We start from the raw sequence: 14,742 nt of genomic DNA, 5'->3' as shown, positions 1-14,742 counted from the left end.
GTGCCTGCGTCAGGAGTGGTCGCGGACGGACAGCCCGAGGGTTCGAGCGAGGCCCTGGATGCTCTCGTCCACGCGCTGCAGGTGCCGCAGCACGCGCCGCGTCAAGTGGACGTCTTCGGCAGGCGCGCCGCCGGAACTCACTCCGAGCAGGGCGGAAAAGCCCGAACCGCGTTCGAGCGGGGTGTCGTCCTCGCCGCCGGCAGCCACCTGATCGATCAAGGTCGCGAGATTGCGGTCGATCCGGCCGGCTTCGTCCACGACGCACGGATCGGCGCCGATGCGGACACCGGCCGGCATCAGGTCCAGGGTGGCGGCCAGGCTGCGGGTGTGGAAGGCCGCGGTCTCCAGCGACCCCAGCACGCAGAGCGCGGTGCGCCGCCTGGACCGCAGTGGGCTGATCGGGGTGATCAGCGGTTGCACCGACAGACGCAGGCTGTCCAGGGCCGAATCCAGCGCGCGGGCCGGATCGAGCAGATCCGGGCCGGGCGCGCCGCCCATCCGGGCCAGCGCTTGGGAAAGCACCGCGCGCAGCCGCTCCAGCACGTCGCGCAGCAACTGGTCCGTGCGTTCCCGGGTCCGCACCGGCAGCACGAGCAGAGCGGCGGCCAGGCCGCATGCGATCCCGAGCGCGGTCTCCTCGATCCGCACCACCAGCACGCCCGGGGTGAGGGCGTGCAGCAGCGTGTACAGCATGCCGAGCATCGTGGTGACGAAGAAGGACATCAGCGTGTAGGACACCGCGGTCGTGTAGTACATGCCGAACACGCTGAGGGTCGCGAAGGCGAAGGCCGGCCGGGGGTCGCCGCCGATCAGGACGGCGAGGGCGATCCCGGCGACGACACCCACCACCGTGCCGATCAGCCGCCGATACCCTCTGACCAGGACCTCGCCGGTGGAGCCGGTGCTGATGAACACCACCCAGCACGTGAACACCGCCCAGTACCAGCGTTGCGGCGACAGCAGTTCACCGCCGACGACGGCCAGCGCCGATCCGGTCGCGACCTGCAGCGCGATCCTGGTGGTGGGGCGGATGCGGGGGCCCTCCCGCTTCGGTACGACGTCCTCCGCCAGGCCGGAGTCCTCTGCCGTGAGCTCCTCCCGCGACCGTGCCGTCTCGGGGGTGTCCAGGGATGCCGGAGTGTCTTCGTCCAAGGCCAGGCGCAGGCCGAACAGGGCGCGGGCCAACTCCCCGGTGGAGCGGAAGACGTCCCCCATCGCCGGGGACGCGTCGGGCAGGTGCTCGTCGTTGCGATAGCCGAGCAGCCGGTTGCGCACCTCGGCGGGATCGGCGCCCACCGGCCGCGGCCGACCCGGGTCGATCAGCACACGCAGCGCACTCAGCTCCGAGATCATCGCGGGCAGCGTGACCGCGTCGCGGGCGTCGACCGGGGATCCGGCGCGGCGGTTCCTCGTCAGGTGCCGGGTCAGGGTGTCGATGTCGGCTCCGGGCCACAGGACCCGGAGCACGAGCACGGCCAGCCGCTCCACGGCCGTCTCCGCTTCCGCCACGCGGCGCTGGATCGCGGTGGCGGTACGCTCGTCGGGCGTGCCGGTTCGCAGCCGGGCCTGGATCATCAATGCGCCCGTGTGCAGGCCGGCCGTGTACCGGCGCAGATCGTCGACCGACCGCCTGGCCCGCGGCGCCTCCGGTCCGCCCTCGGCCACCTCGATCAGCGCGTCGAGCACCAGCACCAGACGAAGGCGGAAGGCCCGCTGCAGCCGTGCCAGCGTCCGCTCCGGCGGCGAGCGCAGGACGGCGAACCGGAGCAGCGCCGAGCTGCCGAAGGCCACCACCACGGCCAGGAACAGCTGCGGCAGCTGCGCCACACGGGTCTCGGCGAACTGGGTCACGAAGAAGAGCTGGAAGGCGAAGATGCCCAGCGTGGTCGTGCGCGGGCCCAGCCGCCGGATGTAGATGGCGGCGAAGATCAACAGCACGAACACCACGTCCGCCACGACCCGGTACGGCGTCAGCGCACTTCCGACCGCCACGGTCGCCAGCGTGATGGGCAATCCGGCCGCAAGGGTGAGCACCTGGTCGCGCGGCCGGGGCTCGGTGACCGCTACCGTGCTGACCATCGCGGTGAGGGCGCCCGTCACCAGGATGGGTATCGGGGCATGCAGCGCCGCGAGGAGACCGAGCGTCAGCAGCACCGCGCAGACCGTGCTCAGCGCGGACAGCAGCCGGATCAGTCCGGGATCGGATGCCACGAGCCGATCCCAGACGTCCGCCAACGCCGTTCGGGCCCGGTGCATCCCGGCTGCTCTCCTCACCGGACGGATGGTGGAAGTGTCACGCGTCCAGGCTGTCGAGGCTGTCGAGCGAGGCCAGGAAGTCGTCGACGCTGACCACTCTGTGCGAGATCATGTTCAGGCCGCGCATCATCGCCTGGTACGTGACCAGGCCGCCGGGAGCGGCGATCGCGTCGGTGAACGTCGTGACGTGGTAGGCGCGCTCCATCGCGGTGCGGGCCGTCGACTCCACGGCCATGATCCCGGAGACCCCGGCGATCGCCAGGTACTCGACGCTGCGCTGCCGCAAAAGGAACTCGAGGTCGGTGTGGTGGAGCACGTCGAGGCCCTTGTGCGGTGCGAGGATCACCTCGCCCGGCTGGGGAGCCAGATCCTCGTAGAACTCGGTGTTCCAGGTCCCCGCCTCGAACAGCCGGTGGTCGAACATCTCCCGGTGCACCCCGGAGACGTGCTTCCACGTCGAGTAGTCCTCGTCGGTGAAGGCAGTCTTCGAGTAGAAGACGGGGATTTCCTCGTGCCGTCGTACCCCGGCGATCAGCTTGCCCAGGTTGCCAATCGTGTCCAGCCTTTCGTATTCCGAGGCGTAGATGGCGTAGGCCTTGCCGTCTTTCGAGAAGTTCTCATTGACGAGGTCGACGAGCAGCAACCCCACCCGGCCGCGTTCATAGTCGCTCGGCATGACCAACCTCCTACGCAGAGGTCACCGACAGTCGGATCCCGGACCACGGGCCCACGGTTTCCACAATGCGCCCGGACCGACCGCAGAGCGCGCCGAACAACCGCCCGCCGGTCGCGTGTCTGCGACCTGCCAGCCCCTTGACGGATCCCGCACACCAGTACGAATTTCGAAGACGCCTTCGAAGGTGCACAGTGCGTAAGGGCCTGTCGGCCGGCGCGCTCACAGAGTGCCGCTCTCCCCGGACACTCTCCAGTCACGAATGGTGTTTCCACTCGGAGGACGGCACGAGCGCCCAGCCCGCGGTTGCTGGAACCCGGCCGGCCCCCTCCCACACGTGGCGGATTCCAGGGACCGGGGTCTACCGCACCGACGCCGCCGGTGGGCGCTCGCGCAGGGCGCCGTAGCCGATGAAGTACGCGGGCACCCGCTTGAGCCACGGGGTGGAGTTGAGCAGGCCGGCGAGCCGCCCCGCGCGGTCGGCGTCGCCGAGCGGCGAGCGTCCGGCCAGCACCGGGGCGATGAAGCGGCGATGGGCCAGGCGCTGCAGGGCCTGCGTGGCGGCCGTGGTCGGCCACCGGCGGAGCTGGACGGCGCGTACGTCGCGCAGCCCGACGCTGCCGCGGCGCAGCGGCTCCACGAGATGGCGGGCGGTGGCGACGGCGTCCTCGACGGCGAGGTTGATGCCGATCCCGAACACGGGCGACATCGCGTGGGCCGCGTCGCCGATGCACAGCAGCCCCGGGCGGTGCCAGTGCTCCAGCCGGTCGCAGCGCACGTCGAGCAGCTTCACCTCGTCCCAGGAGCGCACCGCGTGCACGCGGTCGCCGAGCCAGGGCACGGCGGCCGAGAAGGCGGCGAGGAACCGGTCGAGGCCCGCGGCCCGGCGGTCGGCGTCGCTGCCCTTGGGGATCAGCGCGGCGCACTGCCAGTACGCGCCGCGGTCGATCATCGCGGTGAGGAAGCGGTCGCCGACCCCGGCCACCAGCCCCTGCGGGTCGCCCGGTTGCCGCGGCACGCGGAACCACCAGGCGTCCATCGGGCAGCCGAACTCCCGCAGGCCCAGTTCGGGCCGCGTCCGGGCGAGTGACCCGCGGCCGTCGCAGGCCACGGTCAGGGTGGCCCGCAGTTCGCCCTCGCGGCCGTCCGGGGTGCGGTAGCGCACGCCCGTGATCCGGCCGCGCTCCTCGAGGAAGGAGGTCGCCTCGGTGCCCATGCGCAGGGTGAACGCCGGCTCGCGACGGGCCTCGTCGGCCAGCAGGTCGAGCAGGTCCCACTGCGGCACCATCGCCACGTAGTTGTACGGGCCCCGCAGCGTGCCGACGTCCGAGACGGTGACCAGGGAACGCCCGGGACCGATCGGCAACTGAACGGTGGTGACGCGGCGTTGCGGCAGCGCGGCGAAGCGCTCCGCCAGGCCGAGTTCGTCCAGCAGGGCGAGGGTCGAGGGGTGCACGGTGTCACCGCGGAAGTCCCGCAGGAAGTCGCCGTGCTTCTCCAGAACGGTGACCTCCACCCCCGCCCTGGCCAGCAGCAGGGCGAGCACCATGCCCGCCGGGCCGCCGCCCACCACGCAGCACGTGGTCCGTTCCGTCATCGCCCCGGCCTCCGTCGTCATCCCGGACTCGACATAACGGAACATATTATCCTTGAACGGTGCACATTGATGCCGTCATGCGGTGCCACGACTCCCGGAGGCCTGATGAGCCAGCAGCCGGTCACCCTGCCCTTCACCGATCCGGACTTCGCCGCCGATCCCTTCCCCCTCTACCGTGAGCTGCGCCAGGAGGGCCCGGTGCGCCGCGCGGTCATCCAGGGCGAGCTCGAGGCCTGGCTGGTCACCCGGTACGAGGACGGCCTGGCGGCCCTCACCGACCCGCGGCTGAGCAGCGACGTCCGGGACGCGGCGGACCCGCGGCTCATGGAGCGGCTGCCGACCACCGAGCGCGAGTCGATGATCCGCACGATGCTGCGCGCCGACCCGCCCGACCACACCAGGCTGCGCCGGCTCGTGTCGAAGGCGTTCACCGCCCGCCGCGTGGCCGAACTGGAGCCCCGCGTCCAGGCCATCGCCGACGAGCTGCTGGACGCCGTCGTGCCTGCCGGGCGCGCCGACCTCGTCGAGGACTTCGCGGTGCCGCTGCCCGTCACGGTGATCAGCGAACTGCTCGGCGTGCCCGTCTCCGACCGCTACGACTTCCAGCGCTGGACCGACGACATGGTCCTCCAGGGCCCCCAGCCGCCCGATCCCGCCAAGATCGAAGCGGCCTGGCAGCGGATGCACGGCTACCTCACCGCACTGCTGGACGCCAAGCGCGCGCACCCCGGGGACGACCTGCTCAGCGCGCTGATCGCCACCCACGACGACGAGCAGCGGCTGGACCGCCACGAGCTCATCTCGATGGCCTTCCTGCTCCTGGTCGCCGGGTACATCACCACCGTCAACCTCATCGGGAACGGCATCGCCGCGCTCCTCACGCACCCCGCCCAGCTGCACGCGCTGCGCGAGGACCCGGAGCTGCTGCCCGGCGCGATCGAGGAGTTCCTGCGCTGGGACGGGCCGGTCAACCCCGGCATCGCGCGCTTCGCCCGCGAGGACCTGACCATCGCGGGGGTGGCCATCCCGCGCGGCGCGACCGTGGTGGTCGCCTCCGCCATCGCCGACCGCGACCCGGCACGGTTCGCCGACCCGGACCGCCTGGACATCACCCGGGCGGACAACGCCCACCTCGCCTTCGGACACGGCATCCACTACTGCCTGGGGGCGCCGCTGGCCCGGCTGGAGGGCAGGATCGCCATCGGCACCGCCCTGCGCCGCCTGCCCGGCCTGGCGCTCGCCGTGCCGGCCGGCGAACTGCGCTGGCGGCCGCGTGTGCTGCGCGGCCCGTCGCGGCTGCCCGTCACCTTCGGTTCCGCACACGGTTCCGCGCAGGAGTAGGCAGGAGCAGGGCGGGGCTCACGCCTCGGGACGCGGACCGCCGGACGAGCGCGCAAGGAGCTCGTCCGGCGGAGCGGTTTCCGGCGGGAGCCGGTCAGATGCGTGAGCCTCCTGTGGGGCCCCTCATGTCCGAGGACTTCCCACGCCCGGTGCCCGGGCGCATCGAGGCCGCCGCCAGCGCGAGCAGCAGCGCGATCGCACCGACCACCACGTTGTTGGCGATGGTGCGCGTCGTGCTGACGTTCCCGGCGATGCACCACGGCGAGATGATCGTCCACAGGCCGATGATGGCCGCGGCCCACGCCATGGAGTGGGTGCGCTCGAAGGCCCTGCCCACACCGCCCATGAGCATGGCGTACGCGATGCCGGCGATCAGGTTGCCGACGGCTATCGTCGACAGGCCGTTGAAGCCCACGATCCAGGGGGACGCCGCCAGGTAGGTGCCGGTCACCAGGCCCATTGCCTCGATCGCCTGGCCCCGGTTGGTGGCGGTCGTCCGTTCGTACTCCGCGCGCAGCGCCAGCAGGTCGGGGTGCTGCTCGATACTCGGTCGCGTAGAGGCCATCTAAACCATCCCCACTCATTTCGGACCTTTCACCCCACACTTACCCACGATGTGGCGGTCGAGACGTGGAGATTCGCGTGGGACGGTGCGAGGCGGCCCCGCTTGCCCCCGCTCAGGCCCGGCAGATGCTCACGGACCTTTCGCGGTACGGCCCGGTCAGACGATCTGCTCGGTGTCGATCCGGGCGTCCACGCGCTTGTAGGCGTCGGGCTGCTGGGTGAGGACCGGCAGGCCGGTGGAGAGCGCCAGGTGCGCGGCGTGGGCGGTGGCGATGTCCGTCGCGCGCTCGTGGGCGATCTGCGCGACGGACCAGCAGGTGGCCTCACCGAGCGCCCGGAAGACGAAGCACGGCGCCGCCAGGGCGTCCTGGAGGCGTTCGTACACCTCGCCAAGGACCGACTCGGTCAGGCCCTGCGCGAAGGGCACCGCCGGGACGTACAGCGGAACCGCGGTCTGCGTCGAGCGGATGACCCGGGCGACCATGTAGGGCCGCCCCAGGGCCAGGGCGCGGACGGCGGTCTGGTCGAGGATGTACCCGCCGCTCACGCCGCCTGACCCGGGTCGGCGGGAGGAGCGGTCTCGAACCCGCGCCGCGCGTCGGCGGAGGCGACGGCCTCGAGGGCGGCCTCCCACTCACCGGGGTGGTCCTGCCGGGCCCGGGCGCCGAGCCAGTCGACCGCGCGCAGGGCGCGTTCGGTGCGCTGGAGCCGTTCGGTGACGGCCGCCTCGATGAACGCGGAACGGTTGCCGCCGGGGCCGCCGGCCAGCTTGTCCACGGCGGCGACGGTGTCCTCGTCGAGGGTGATGGTGACCTTCTGTTTCGCCATACGGTCACCTTACCGATGTATGGCCGCACCGGCGACGATTGTCACCCGGCCGGGCGACCGCGTGTCCGACGCCGATGGGACGATGTCCCCGCACGTACGCACTCAGGGGAGGCTCCACCGGCCATGTCGCTCATCCACCGCACGACGCTGACGCCGACCAAGCTGGAACTGCTCACCGATTGGCTCCCCCGGCAGCCCTGGTACGCGGGCGCGGCGCCGCGCCCGGAGCTCGTGAAGGCCGGCGGCTTCCGCCTGGACGACCCCCTGGGCGAGGTCGGGGTGGAGTTCATGGTGGTCACCGACCAGGACGGCGCCGCCTACCACGTGCCCATGGCCTATCGCGGCGCGCCACTGGCCGGAGCCGAGGACGCGCTCATCGGCACCACGGAGCACGGGGTGCTCGGCAGACGCTGGATCTACGACGGCGCGCACGACCCGGTCGTGGTCGCCCAGTTGATCGCGCTGGTGCGCGGCGAGGCCGAGGCGCAGGCCCAGAGCGTCAGCGACACGCCCGACCCGACCGTCGCCCGGCAGTACGCGGGACCGGCGGAGGCCGCCGTGCCCGGCGCCGGATCCGTCGCCGACGGCCCCGGCGCCACGACCGACGTCACCGTCGACGCGGGACCGGCCGGCCGCCTGCTCCTCCGCGTGGTGCGCGCACTGCGGCCCGGTGCGGCCGACGGCGCCGCGGGCGATGTGCTGGGTCACGTCGAAGCCGGCTGGCAGCAGCCGGACGGCACCGGTGCCCGCGCGGTCTTCGCGAGCCTGCGGAAGGCCGCGGCGGGCTGACCCGCGGGGCGGCGAACTGCGAACTGCCTTACGTGGGCGGCGCGTTCGATAACCTCCCGGCATGAGGATCATGGGGGGATCGGCGGTGGGCGCCGTCTTCGGGGTGCTCACCTCGCTCGCGAATGCGCTGTCGTCGCCGTACTCGGAACTCGGGGCGCCCCTCAGAGGGACCGTCTGGGGCGGCATCGCCAAGGTCCTGAGCCTCCTGCTGGACGCGGGCTGGTCCTGGGCCGCCCTCGCGGTGGCCGCGGGCCTGCTCGCCGGGACGCCCGCCGGCGGCGCGCTGGCCGGACCGCTGGCGCTGGTCGCCGCAACGGCGACGTACTCCGCGATGGACCACCTCCTGGTCAACGCCGGCTCGGACGTCCTGATCTGGGCGGTGGTCGCGGTGTTCTTCGGACCGTTCCTCGGTATGACGGGCGCGGCCGTCCGGCGGCCCGGACTGCTCGGTCTCCTGGCCGCGTTGACGGTTCCGGTCGGTGCCGCCGTCCAGATGGCCGTCCTGCCGCCCCGGCCGCATCTCACGGTGACTCCGGCGATCGCCGTCGCCGAGGCCCTCGTCTGGACGGCCGCCGCGGCCGGTGCGGCCTGGGCCGTTCACCGCTTCCTCGCCGAGCGGCGCGCCGTCGGGGCCCGGTGACGACGGACGCCGCTCGCCGCGCGGCGCGATGGCGCCGGGCGGAGACTGGGAGGAGCACGGTCGTGCCGCCGTGATCGTCGACCGGCTCGCCCCAGGGAGCGGACATGCGCATCGACCTCGCCGGACGGACCGCCTTGGTGACGGCGTCGACGCAGGGCATCGGAGCGGCCATCGCCGCCGGGCTGGCGCGGGCGGGAGCCCGCGTGGGAGTGAACGGCCGCGCCCCTGAACGGGTGGACCAGGCGCTCAAGGAACTGCGGGACGAGGTCCCGGAGGGCGAGTTCGTCGCCGTCGGAGCCGACGTGGCCACCGACGAGGGCGCCGAACGGGCCCGCGAGGTCGTGCCGGACGTCGACATCCTCGTCAACAACCTCGGCGTCTACGGCGCCAAGGACGCCCTCGAGATCGACGACGCCGAATGGCGCCGGTACTTCGACGTCAACGTGCTGTCCGCGGTCCGCCTCACGCGGATGTACATGCCGCGGATGCTGGAGCGGGACTGGGGCCGCATCCAGTACATCTCCAGCGAGTCCGGCGTGGCGATCCCCGTCGAGATGGTCCAGTACGGCATGACGAAGACGGCGATGCTCGCCCTCGGCCGCGGCTTCGCCAAGAAGGCCGCGGGATCGGGTGTCACGGTGAACTCGGTCCTGGTCGGTCCGACCCGTACCGCGGGCGTGGAGGAGTTCGTCCAGGGGCTCGTCGGCGACGAGTTGCCCTGGGAGGAGGCGCAGCGCGTCTTCATGCGCGAACACCGCCCGCAGTCGCTGCTGCAACGGCTCATCGAGCCCGAGGAGATCGCCAACATGGTGGTGTACCTCAGCTCCGACCTCGCCTCGGCCACCACCGGCGGAGCCGTGCGCGTCGACGGGGGCTGCGTGGACGCCATCGTCCCCTGAGCAGGCACGGGGTCGGCCATCACGGCGGTCGGGAAACCTGTGCGACCCCGCGCCGGACGGCCTCGGCGGCCGGTAGCCGTGCGCCGCGCTGTAGCCTTCCGATCATGGCGGACTGGGAGATACGGCCGGCTGCGGCCACGGACGTCGAGGCGGTGGCGGAGCTGCGGGCCGTGGTGCTGCGCGGCGACCTGGAGCGGCTCGGTCGGTACGACGAGCACCGCGTGCGGCAGCGGCTGCGTGACGCCTTCGTGCCGGAGCACACCTGGGTCGTCGACGTGGACGGCGCCTTCGCCGGCTGCGTCGCGCTGCGGCCCGCCGGGGACGCGCACTGGCTGGAGCACTTCTACCTGGCCCCGCGGCTGCAGGGCGGCGGCATCGGCACGGCCGTACTGCGGGAGCTGCTGGAGCGGTGCGACCGCGAGGGTGTACCGGTCAGGCTCAACGTGCTGCGGGGCAGCGCGGCCCGGCGGCTGTACGAGCGGCACGGGTTCACCGTCGACGCCGAGGATCCGGTCGACGTGTTCATGGTGCGCCGGCCCCGTACCGCCGTGCGCGGCGCCTGATCCCGGGCGGCCGCCGGAGCGGTCCGGTCAGCCGCGCCGTCCGATACGCGGCGGCGTGGCCGTGCCGTGCAGCTTCCTGGCGTAGGCACGGTAGCGACGCCGGGACCGTACCGGCATGAGCAGCCGGACGCGCAGCGGCGCGCCCTTCAGGAGCCCCTTCATCACGTCGGGGTCGCCCTCGTAGAGGGTCATCCCGAACTGGAGGTCCAGCCGGTCCGGCGACGTCCTGGCGGCGCCGTGGCCACCGAGTTCGGCCCACTCCGCGGCCGTGATGTGCTTCTCCGCCAGCGGCAGGATCGTCTCCTCCTCGAGCCGCATGTGCTCGAACGCGATGCGGTTCAGGCGGTCGGCGAGCTCGGCGACCTCGTTCCCCCGCACCGAGTCGCCGGTGGCCCGCCAGCTCCGGACCGCCGCGGCCAGTTCGTCGCAGACGGTGTGCAGTTGCTCGTGCTGCTCCTCCATCACGTGTACCAGCGGGGTGAGTTCACCGCTGACCCGCTCCAGGAGCCGGGGCCACAGGCCGATGTCCTCGCCCTCGTGGTGCCCGATCAGCGCGGAGAGCATGATGTCGATGTGCTCGGCCACGATGCGCGTCCGCGCGAGGTCCCCGTCGGCGACGCCCCGCACGAGTGCGGGCGTCAGCCCGAACTCCCGCCGGAACATCGTGTGCACGACGTGCATCTCCTTGACGTTGGCCATCGGCACGGCGTTGTCGCTGCTCATCTGCTCTTCCCGGTGAGAAAACACATTCCACGGCGGCCCCGGGGCACGGCGCAGGCGCACATCGCCGACCCGGGAGCCAGATACTTGCCTCGTCAAGTACATAATCGCGCGGACGCGGATGTCAACCCGGCCCGGTCACGTCAGGCCCCGGTCACCGGGTCGGCATGCCGCCGTGGGGGCTGTTGACCACCAGCGGCGCCGATCCCTCGACCAGGTACGGGTGCCCGGGGAAGTGGTCGACGTGGAGGTGACCGCCGTCCTCGGCGGCGGCCATGGCGTTCAGGTCGTCCGCGAGGATCTCCCTCGCCCCGGGGTCACCGCTGATCACGAGAATCCGCCGCGCGGTGTCGACCTCGATGCGCACCCCCGGACCGGCCGCCGTCCTGACGTCGACCCCTTGCAGGGCGTCGCCCGCCGATGCCGTGGCCGCGACGAAGCCGTCACCGGCCGTCACCGCGCCCGCCAGGGCCGCCAGCTCCTCCGCGGACGCGGCCAGATCCACTTCGCCGTACAGCGGATCCACGGTCAGTCGCACGCGCAGCGCTCCTTCGGTCCGGTCCGGCGGGTCCGGTGAGCCTACGCCCGGACACGGGAGTCGCGGAGGGGTGGCCACGTGGCCGCGGCGTTCCGGCAGGCGGACGTGTTCGCGGAACCGGTCGACGCCGTGGAGGTCGACCACGAAGGGGGAGGCGCGTCGACGATCAGGGCCGTGGGGTTCGCCGGCCCTCCTCGAACGCGGCGCGGTCGAAGCGGTGTCCGCGCTTGACGGTCACGGTGATGCTGCGCAGATTGGCGATGTCGCGCAGCGGATCCTCGTCCAGGACGGCGAAGTTGGCCAGCTTGCCGGGCTCGACGCTGCCCATGGTGGCCTCGGCGCCGGCGGCACGGGCGCCGATGAGCGTGGCGGAGCGGAGGACGTCGGCGGTGGGGATGCCGCAGCGTTCGACGAGGAAGGCCAGTTCGTCGTGAAGCGCGGGGAAGGGGGCCCCGGGGGCGGTCTCGTGGTCGGTTCCGGTGGAGATGGCCACGCCCGCCCGGTGGGCCTGGGCGGTGACCGCGGCGGCGAGGGCGGTGTTGGCGCGGGCCCGGGCGGCGTCCTCGGGGCCCTCACCCGCGAGTTCCGCGCTCTCCCACATGGCGGCGGTGGCGTCCAGGACGGTGCCGCGCCGGGCCATACGGGCGAAGAGCCGGTCCAGGTGCGCGTCGTCCCCGGCGGCGAACCGGGCGTGGTCGACCGGGGGTTTGGTCTTGTAGCTGGTGAGACCGTCGGGAGTGCCCTCGAAGGCGAGCAGGGTGACGTGGGAGACGGTGTCGACGCCGGCAGCGACGACCTCGCCGGGTGTCGCGGGGAAGACGGTGGCGTGGGCCCAGACGGGGATGCCCTGGCGGTGGGCCTCGGCGGTGACGGCGGCGACCAGCTCAGCGTCGAGGTCCGCGTAGACCTTGATGGCGGCGGCGTACGTGCCGCGGGCCATGGCGACGGCCAGCGGCAGGTCGGTGGCGGGCGTGACGGCCTGCATCCAGGGCACTTCACCGGGCACGGCGCCCTGGGAGACCTGGTGGGTGCGCGGGTCGTCGAAGAAGCCGGGGCCGGCCATCAGGGCCGCGTAGCGGATGTCCGGGCCGGGGATCTCGCCGACGAGGGTGGCGCGGGCGAGGTCGCCGATCTGCCGCAGGTCGTCGGCCATGTCACGGACGGCGGTGATGCCGCTGTGGACGTGGCGGCGCAGTGCCGCCTCGGCCGCGGGACGGTCGGGCGGGGTGGCCAGGTGCTGGTGCGTGTCGATCAGCCCGGGGATGACGAATCGGCCGTCGAGCTCGAACACCCGGGCGTCACCAGGGAGTCGGGAGGCGAGGTCGGCGTCGGCGTCGGGTGCGACGGCCGTGATCGTCTGCCCGTCGGTGACGATCGTGGTCGCGGGCCGGGGCGGGCGGCCGGTGCCATCGAAGAGGGTCGCGCCGCGGTAGACCGCGACGGCGCCGGCAGCGGGCGCCGCGTAGGGAGTGGGGGCACCCTGGGGCTGGTCGGCCATGCTCACCTCGACTGTTGACTGTTGCGTCCTGCGTAACATCTGTATCGTCTACCGAAACGATCGGTAGCGTACTCCTGGCGCCGGAGGAGGAGAAGGAGTGGCCGCGATGTCCGAGGTCCCGCGCACCGCGGTGGACAAGGCGCTCGATCTGATCGAGGCCGTCACGCGCGCGCCGCGTCCCGTCCGCCTGACGGATCTCGCCGGCGAGGTCGGCCTGCACCGCGCGACGGCGTACCGGATCCTGCTCGACCTGGTGCGCAGGGGCTGGGTGCTGCGTGCGGGTGACCGTTATCTGCCCGGTACTGCCGTGCTGCGCATGTCGGCGGCCGCGGCGGGGAACTCGCTGACCGCCCTGGCCCGCCCGGTGCTCCAGGAGCTGTCCGACGTCACGGGGATGATGGTCAACCTGCAGGTGCTGGAGGCCGACCGGGCCCGGGTGATCGACGTCGTCCGGCCGGAACGGCTGGCCATGATCAGCCACTTGCTGGGCGAGGCGCTTCCCGTGCACCGTTTCGCCGGGCCGCTGGCGCTCGTCGCGGCACTCGACCCGGCTGCCCGCGCCCCCTATCTGCGTCCCGCCGAGGCCAACGGGTACCCGCTCGACGGGGACGGAGGGCTGCTGGCGGACATCGCGCGAACCGAGCGGACGGGGATCGCCGTCGAGCGCGGGCGCAACGAGAAGCTGGTCGCCTCGGTCAGCCGCGCGGTGACACCGGGGCCGGGGGCCGCCGTCTGCGCACTGACCGTCGTCGGGCCGGACGCGGAGTTCGGGGAGACCCGGCTGCCCGCCCTGGAGCGCGCGCTGCGCGACGCCGGGGAGGAGCTCCGGCGCATCCTGACCGGCCCTCAGGGAGGTGCGGCGTGAACGGTGTCCTCGTGCTGGACCGGGCGCAGACGCGGGCGGCGCTGGAGCCGCACCTCGTCGTCGACGCCGTGGCCACGGCCCTCGTCGCGATCAGCCGAGGCGAGGTGTCGGCGCCGCCGCGGATCGCGGCGCGCACCCCGGCCGGGCTGCTGGGAGCGATGCCGGGCCATGTCCCGGGGCTGGGCCTGGCGGCGAAGCTGGTGTCGGTGTTCGGCGATCCGGCGCGGCCCGGGCGCAGTGCGCACCGGGGCGTGGTCGCGTTGTTCGACGAGCACGACGGGCGTCCGCTGGCCCTGATGGACGCCGAGTCGCTGACGGCGGTGCGAACCGCCGCGGCGGCGACGCTCGGGGCGCGGGTGCTGGCCCGCCCCGGGGCGGTGCGCCACACCGTTGTGGGCACCGGGGCCCAGGCCCGCGCCCAGCTCGACCTGCTGGCGACACTTCATCCGGCCGCGGAGGTCGTCGTCGTCGGCCGTGATCTCCGGGGCGCCCGCGAGGCCGCGGCCCGCCACCCCGGGGCGCGTGTGGCCGAGGGCGTCGAAGAGGCGGTGCGCGGGGCCGAGGTCGTCTTCTGCTGCACCGGGACGACGCGTCCCGTCGTCCGCCGCTCATGGCTCGCGCCGGGCACGCACGTGAGCTCGGTCGGCGGTTCCCACGGGCCCGAGGTCGACGCGGAGACCGTACGGGATGCCGCCCTGTTCGCCGAGTGGCCCGGCGCCGCGGGCTCCCCTCCCCCGGCCGGGGCCCACGAACTGCAGGGCCTGCCCTCCGGCCGGGAGGTCGTGCTGCTCGGCTCGGTGCTCGCCGGCGACCACCCCGGCCGCGGTGCGGGTGACGGGCTGACCGTCTTCAAATCCACCGGGCACGCGGCGCTCGACGTGGCCGCCGCCCATGTCGTCCACGCCGTGGCCCGCGCGGAGGGACTGGGCACGACCGTGGACCTGTGACCGTTCCCGACCGCACACAGACCA

General features: G+C 73.0%; 16 protein-coding genes. 7 read left to right on the top strand and 9 right to left on the bottom strand.

What is annotated here, in order from left to right; translation table 11 throughout:
- Positions 1–9 precede the first annotated feature (9 nt).
- The 3 genes from ACFW3D_RS30815 to ACFW3D_RS30805 all read right to left on the bottom strand — a co-directional run bounded on the left by ACFW3D_RS30815 (position 10) and on the right by ACFW3D_RS30805 (position 4,571).
- On the bottom strand, positions 10–2,211 hold the full coding sequence (locus ACFW3D_RS30815) for an FUSC family protein (protein WP_500509620.1): 2,202 nt from the start codon (positions 2,209–2,211) through the stop codon (positions 10–12).
- A gap of 82 nt (positions 2,212–2,293) precedes the next feature.
- Positions 2,294–2,932: a cysteine hydrolase family protein gene (locus tag ACFW3D_RS30810; protein ID WP_500509618.1), complete on the bottom strand. Its 639-nt coding sequence runs from the start codon at positions 2,930–2,932 to the stop codon at positions 2,294–2,296.
- Between the two features lie 358 nt (positions 2,933–3,290).
- Positions 3,291–4,571, bottom strand: a complete 1,281-nt coding sequence (locus ACFW3D_RS30805) for an FAD-dependent oxidoreductase (protein ID WP_500509615.1) — start codon at positions 4,569–4,571, stop codon at positions 3,291–3,293.
- Positions 4,572–4,631: 60 nt separating this feature from the next.
- Here ACFW3D_RS30805 and ACFW3D_RS30800 point away from each other — a divergent pair, with 60 nt between their 5' ends.
- On the top strand, positions 4,632–5,867 hold the full coding sequence (locus tag ACFW3D_RS30800) for a cytochrome P450 family protein (RefSeq protein WP_500509613.1): 1,236 nt from the start codon (positions 4,632–4,634) through the stop codon (positions 5,865–5,867).
- Positions 5,868–5,961: 94 nt separating this feature from the next.
- Here ACFW3D_RS30800 and ACFW3D_RS30795 read toward each other — a convergent pair whose 3' ends face one another.
- From ACFW3D_RS30795 to ACFW3D_RS30785, 3 genes are all read right to left on the bottom strand, one after another.
- Entirely contained in the window at positions 5,962–6,432 is a 471-nt protein-coding gene (locus ACFW3D_RS30795) for an SPW repeat protein (RefSeq protein WP_500509611.1), read from the bottom strand.
- A 156-nt stretch (positions 6,433–6,588) separates the two neighbouring features.
- Positions 6,589–6,978 (bottom strand): hypothetical protein, encoded by a 390-nt coding sequence (locus ACFW3D_RS30790; RefSeq protein WP_500509608.1) that lies wholly within the window; start codon positions 6,976–6,978, stop codon positions 6,589–6,591.
- A complete protein-coding gene (locus ACFW3D_RS30785; RefSeq protein WP_500509606.1) occupies positions 6,975–7,259 on the bottom strand; it encodes a ribbon-helix-helix domain-containing protein in 285 nt (94 codons plus the stop codon). The genes ACFW3D_RS30790 and ACFW3D_RS30785 overlap by 4 nt, the downstream gene beginning before the upstream one ends.
- A gap of 123 nt (positions 7,260–7,382) precedes the next feature.
- Between ACFW3D_RS30785 and ACFW3D_RS30780 the strand changes: the two genes are divergently transcribed.
- The 4 genes from ACFW3D_RS30780 to ACFW3D_RS30765 all read left to right on the top strand — a co-directional run bounded on the left by ACFW3D_RS30780 (position 7,383) and on the right by ACFW3D_RS30765 (position 10,150).
- The gene (locus tag ACFW3D_RS30780; RefSeq protein WP_500509603.1) at positions 7,383–8,048 is read left to right on the top strand and encodes a maltokinase N-terminal cap-like domain-containing protein; all 666 of its coding nucleotides are present in this window, start codon (positions 7,383–7,385) and stop codon (positions 8,046–8,048) included.
- A gap of 61 nt (positions 8,049–8,109) precedes the next feature.
- Positions 8,110–8,688 (top strand): hypothetical protein, encoded by a 579-nt coding sequence (locus tag ACFW3D_RS30775; protein WP_500509601.1) that lies wholly within the window; start codon positions 8,110–8,112, stop codon positions 8,686–8,688.
- Between the two features lie 104 nt (positions 8,689–8,792).
- Positions 8,793–9,587: an SDR family NAD(P)-dependent oxidoreductase gene (locus tag ACFW3D_RS30770; RefSeq protein ID WP_500509598.1), complete on the top strand. Its 795-nt coding sequence runs from the start codon at positions 8,793–8,795 to the stop codon at positions 9,585–9,587.
- Between the two features lie 104 nt (positions 9,588–9,691).
- Positions 9,692–10,150, top strand: a complete 459-nt coding sequence (locus ACFW3D_RS30765; protein ID WP_500509596.1) for a GNAT family N-acetyltransferase — start codon at positions 9,692–9,694, stop codon at positions 10,148–10,150.
- A 27-nt stretch (positions 10,151–10,177) separates the two neighbouring features.
- Here ACFW3D_RS30765 and ACFW3D_RS30760 read toward each other — a convergent pair whose 3' ends face one another.
- The 3 genes from ACFW3D_RS30760 to ACFW3D_RS30750 all read right to left on the bottom strand — a co-directional run bounded on the left by ACFW3D_RS30760 (position 10,178) and on the right by ACFW3D_RS30750 (position 12,906).
- Positions 10,178–10,873: a hemerythrin domain-containing protein gene (locus ACFW3D_RS30760; protein WP_500509594.1), complete on the bottom strand. Its 696-nt coding sequence runs from the start codon at positions 10,871–10,873 to the stop codon at positions 10,178–10,180.
- 151 nt (positions 10,874–11,024) lie between these two features.
- On the bottom strand, positions 11,025–11,408 hold the full coding sequence (locus ACFW3D_RS30755) for an Imm32 family immunity protein (RefSeq protein WP_500509592.1): 384 nt from the start codon (positions 11,406–11,408) through the stop codon (positions 11,025–11,027).
- Positions 11,409–11,574: 166 nt separating this feature from the next.
- Positions 11,575–12,906 carry an amidohydrolase family protein gene (locus ACFW3D_RS30750; RefSeq protein WP_500509589.1) on the bottom strand — a complete coding sequence of 444 codons (1,332 nt, stop codon included), beginning with the start codon at positions 12,904–12,906 and terminating at the stop codon, positions 11,575–11,577.
- A 106-nt stretch (positions 12,907–13,012) separates the two neighbouring features.
- Here ACFW3D_RS30750 and ACFW3D_RS30745 point away from each other — a divergent pair, with 106 nt between their 5' ends.
- Complete coding sequence (locus ACFW3D_RS30745; RefSeq protein WP_500509586.1) at positions 13,013–13,771, top strand: IclR family transcriptional regulator; 759 nt, start codon at positions 13,013–13,015, stop codon at positions 13,769–13,771.
- Positions 13,768–14,718: an ornithine cyclodeaminase family protein gene (locus tag ACFW3D_RS30740; protein WP_500509584.1), complete on the top strand. Its 951-nt coding sequence runs from the start codon at positions 13,768–13,770 to the stop codon at positions 14,716–14,718. The genes ACFW3D_RS30745 and ACFW3D_RS30740 overlap by 4 nt, the downstream gene beginning before the upstream one ends.
- The last annotated feature ends 24 nt before the right edge of the window (positions 14,719–14,742 follow it).

Origin of the sequence: Streptomyces sp. NPDC058864, from assembly GCF_042742985.1 — a bacterium.
Classification (GTDB): domain Bacteria; phylum Actinomycetota; class Actinomycetes; order Streptomycetales; family Streptomycetaceae; genus Actinacidiphila.
This window is presented reverse-complemented; position numbering and strand designations above follow the sequence as displayed.

Excerpts from the sequence above, each read along its gene's own strand:
- ACFW3D_RS30810 (WP_500509618.1), bottom strand. The coding sequence starts at position 2,932 with ATGCCGAGCGACTATGAACGCGGCCGGGTGGGGTTGCTGCTCGTCGAC.
- ACFW3D_RS30805 (WP_500509615.1), bottom strand. The coding sequence starts at position 4,571 with ATGTTCCGTTATGTCGAGTCCGGGATGACGACGGAGGCCGGGGCGATG.
- ACFW3D_RS30800 (WP_500509613.1), top strand. The coding sequence starts at position 4,632 with ATGAGCCAGCAGCCGGTCACCCTGCCCTTCACCGATCCGGACTTCGCC.
- ACFW3D_RS30795 (WP_500509611.1), bottom strand. The coding sequence starts at position 6,432 with ATGGCCTCTACGCGACCGAGTATCGAGCAGCACCCCGACCTGCTGGCG.
- ACFW3D_RS30785 (WP_500509606.1), bottom strand. The coding sequence starts at position 7,259 with ATGGCGAAACAGAAGGTCACCATCACCCTCGACGAGGACACCGTCGCC.
- ACFW3D_RS30780 (WP_500509603.1), top strand. The coding sequence starts at position 7,383 with ATGTCGCTCATCCACCGCACGACGCTGACGCCGACCAAGCTGGAACTG.
- ACFW3D_RS30775 (WP_500509601.1), top strand. The coding sequence starts at position 8,110 with ATGAGGATCATGGGGGGATCGGCGGTGGGCGCCGTCTTCGGGGTGCTC.
- ACFW3D_RS30770 (WP_500509598.1), top strand. The coding sequence starts at position 8,793 with ATGCGCATCGACCTCGCCGGACGGACCGCCTTGGTGACGGCGTCGACG.
- ACFW3D_RS30765 (WP_500509596.1), top strand. The coding sequence starts at position 9,692 with ATGGCGGACTGGGAGATACGGCCGGCTGCGGCCACGGACGTCGAGGCG.
- ACFW3D_RS30760 (WP_500509594.1), bottom strand. The coding sequence starts at position 10,873 with ATGAGCAGCGACAACGCCGTGCCGATGGCCAACGTCAAGGAGATGCAC.
- ACFW3D_RS30750 (WP_500509589.1), bottom strand. The coding sequence starts at position 12,906 with ATGGCCGACCAGCCCCAGGGTGCCCCCACTCCCTACGCGGCGCCCGCT.
- ACFW3D_RS30745 (WP_500509586.1), top strand. The coding sequence starts at position 13,013 with ATGTCCGAGGTCCCGCGCACCGCGGTGGACAAGGCGCTCGATCTGATC.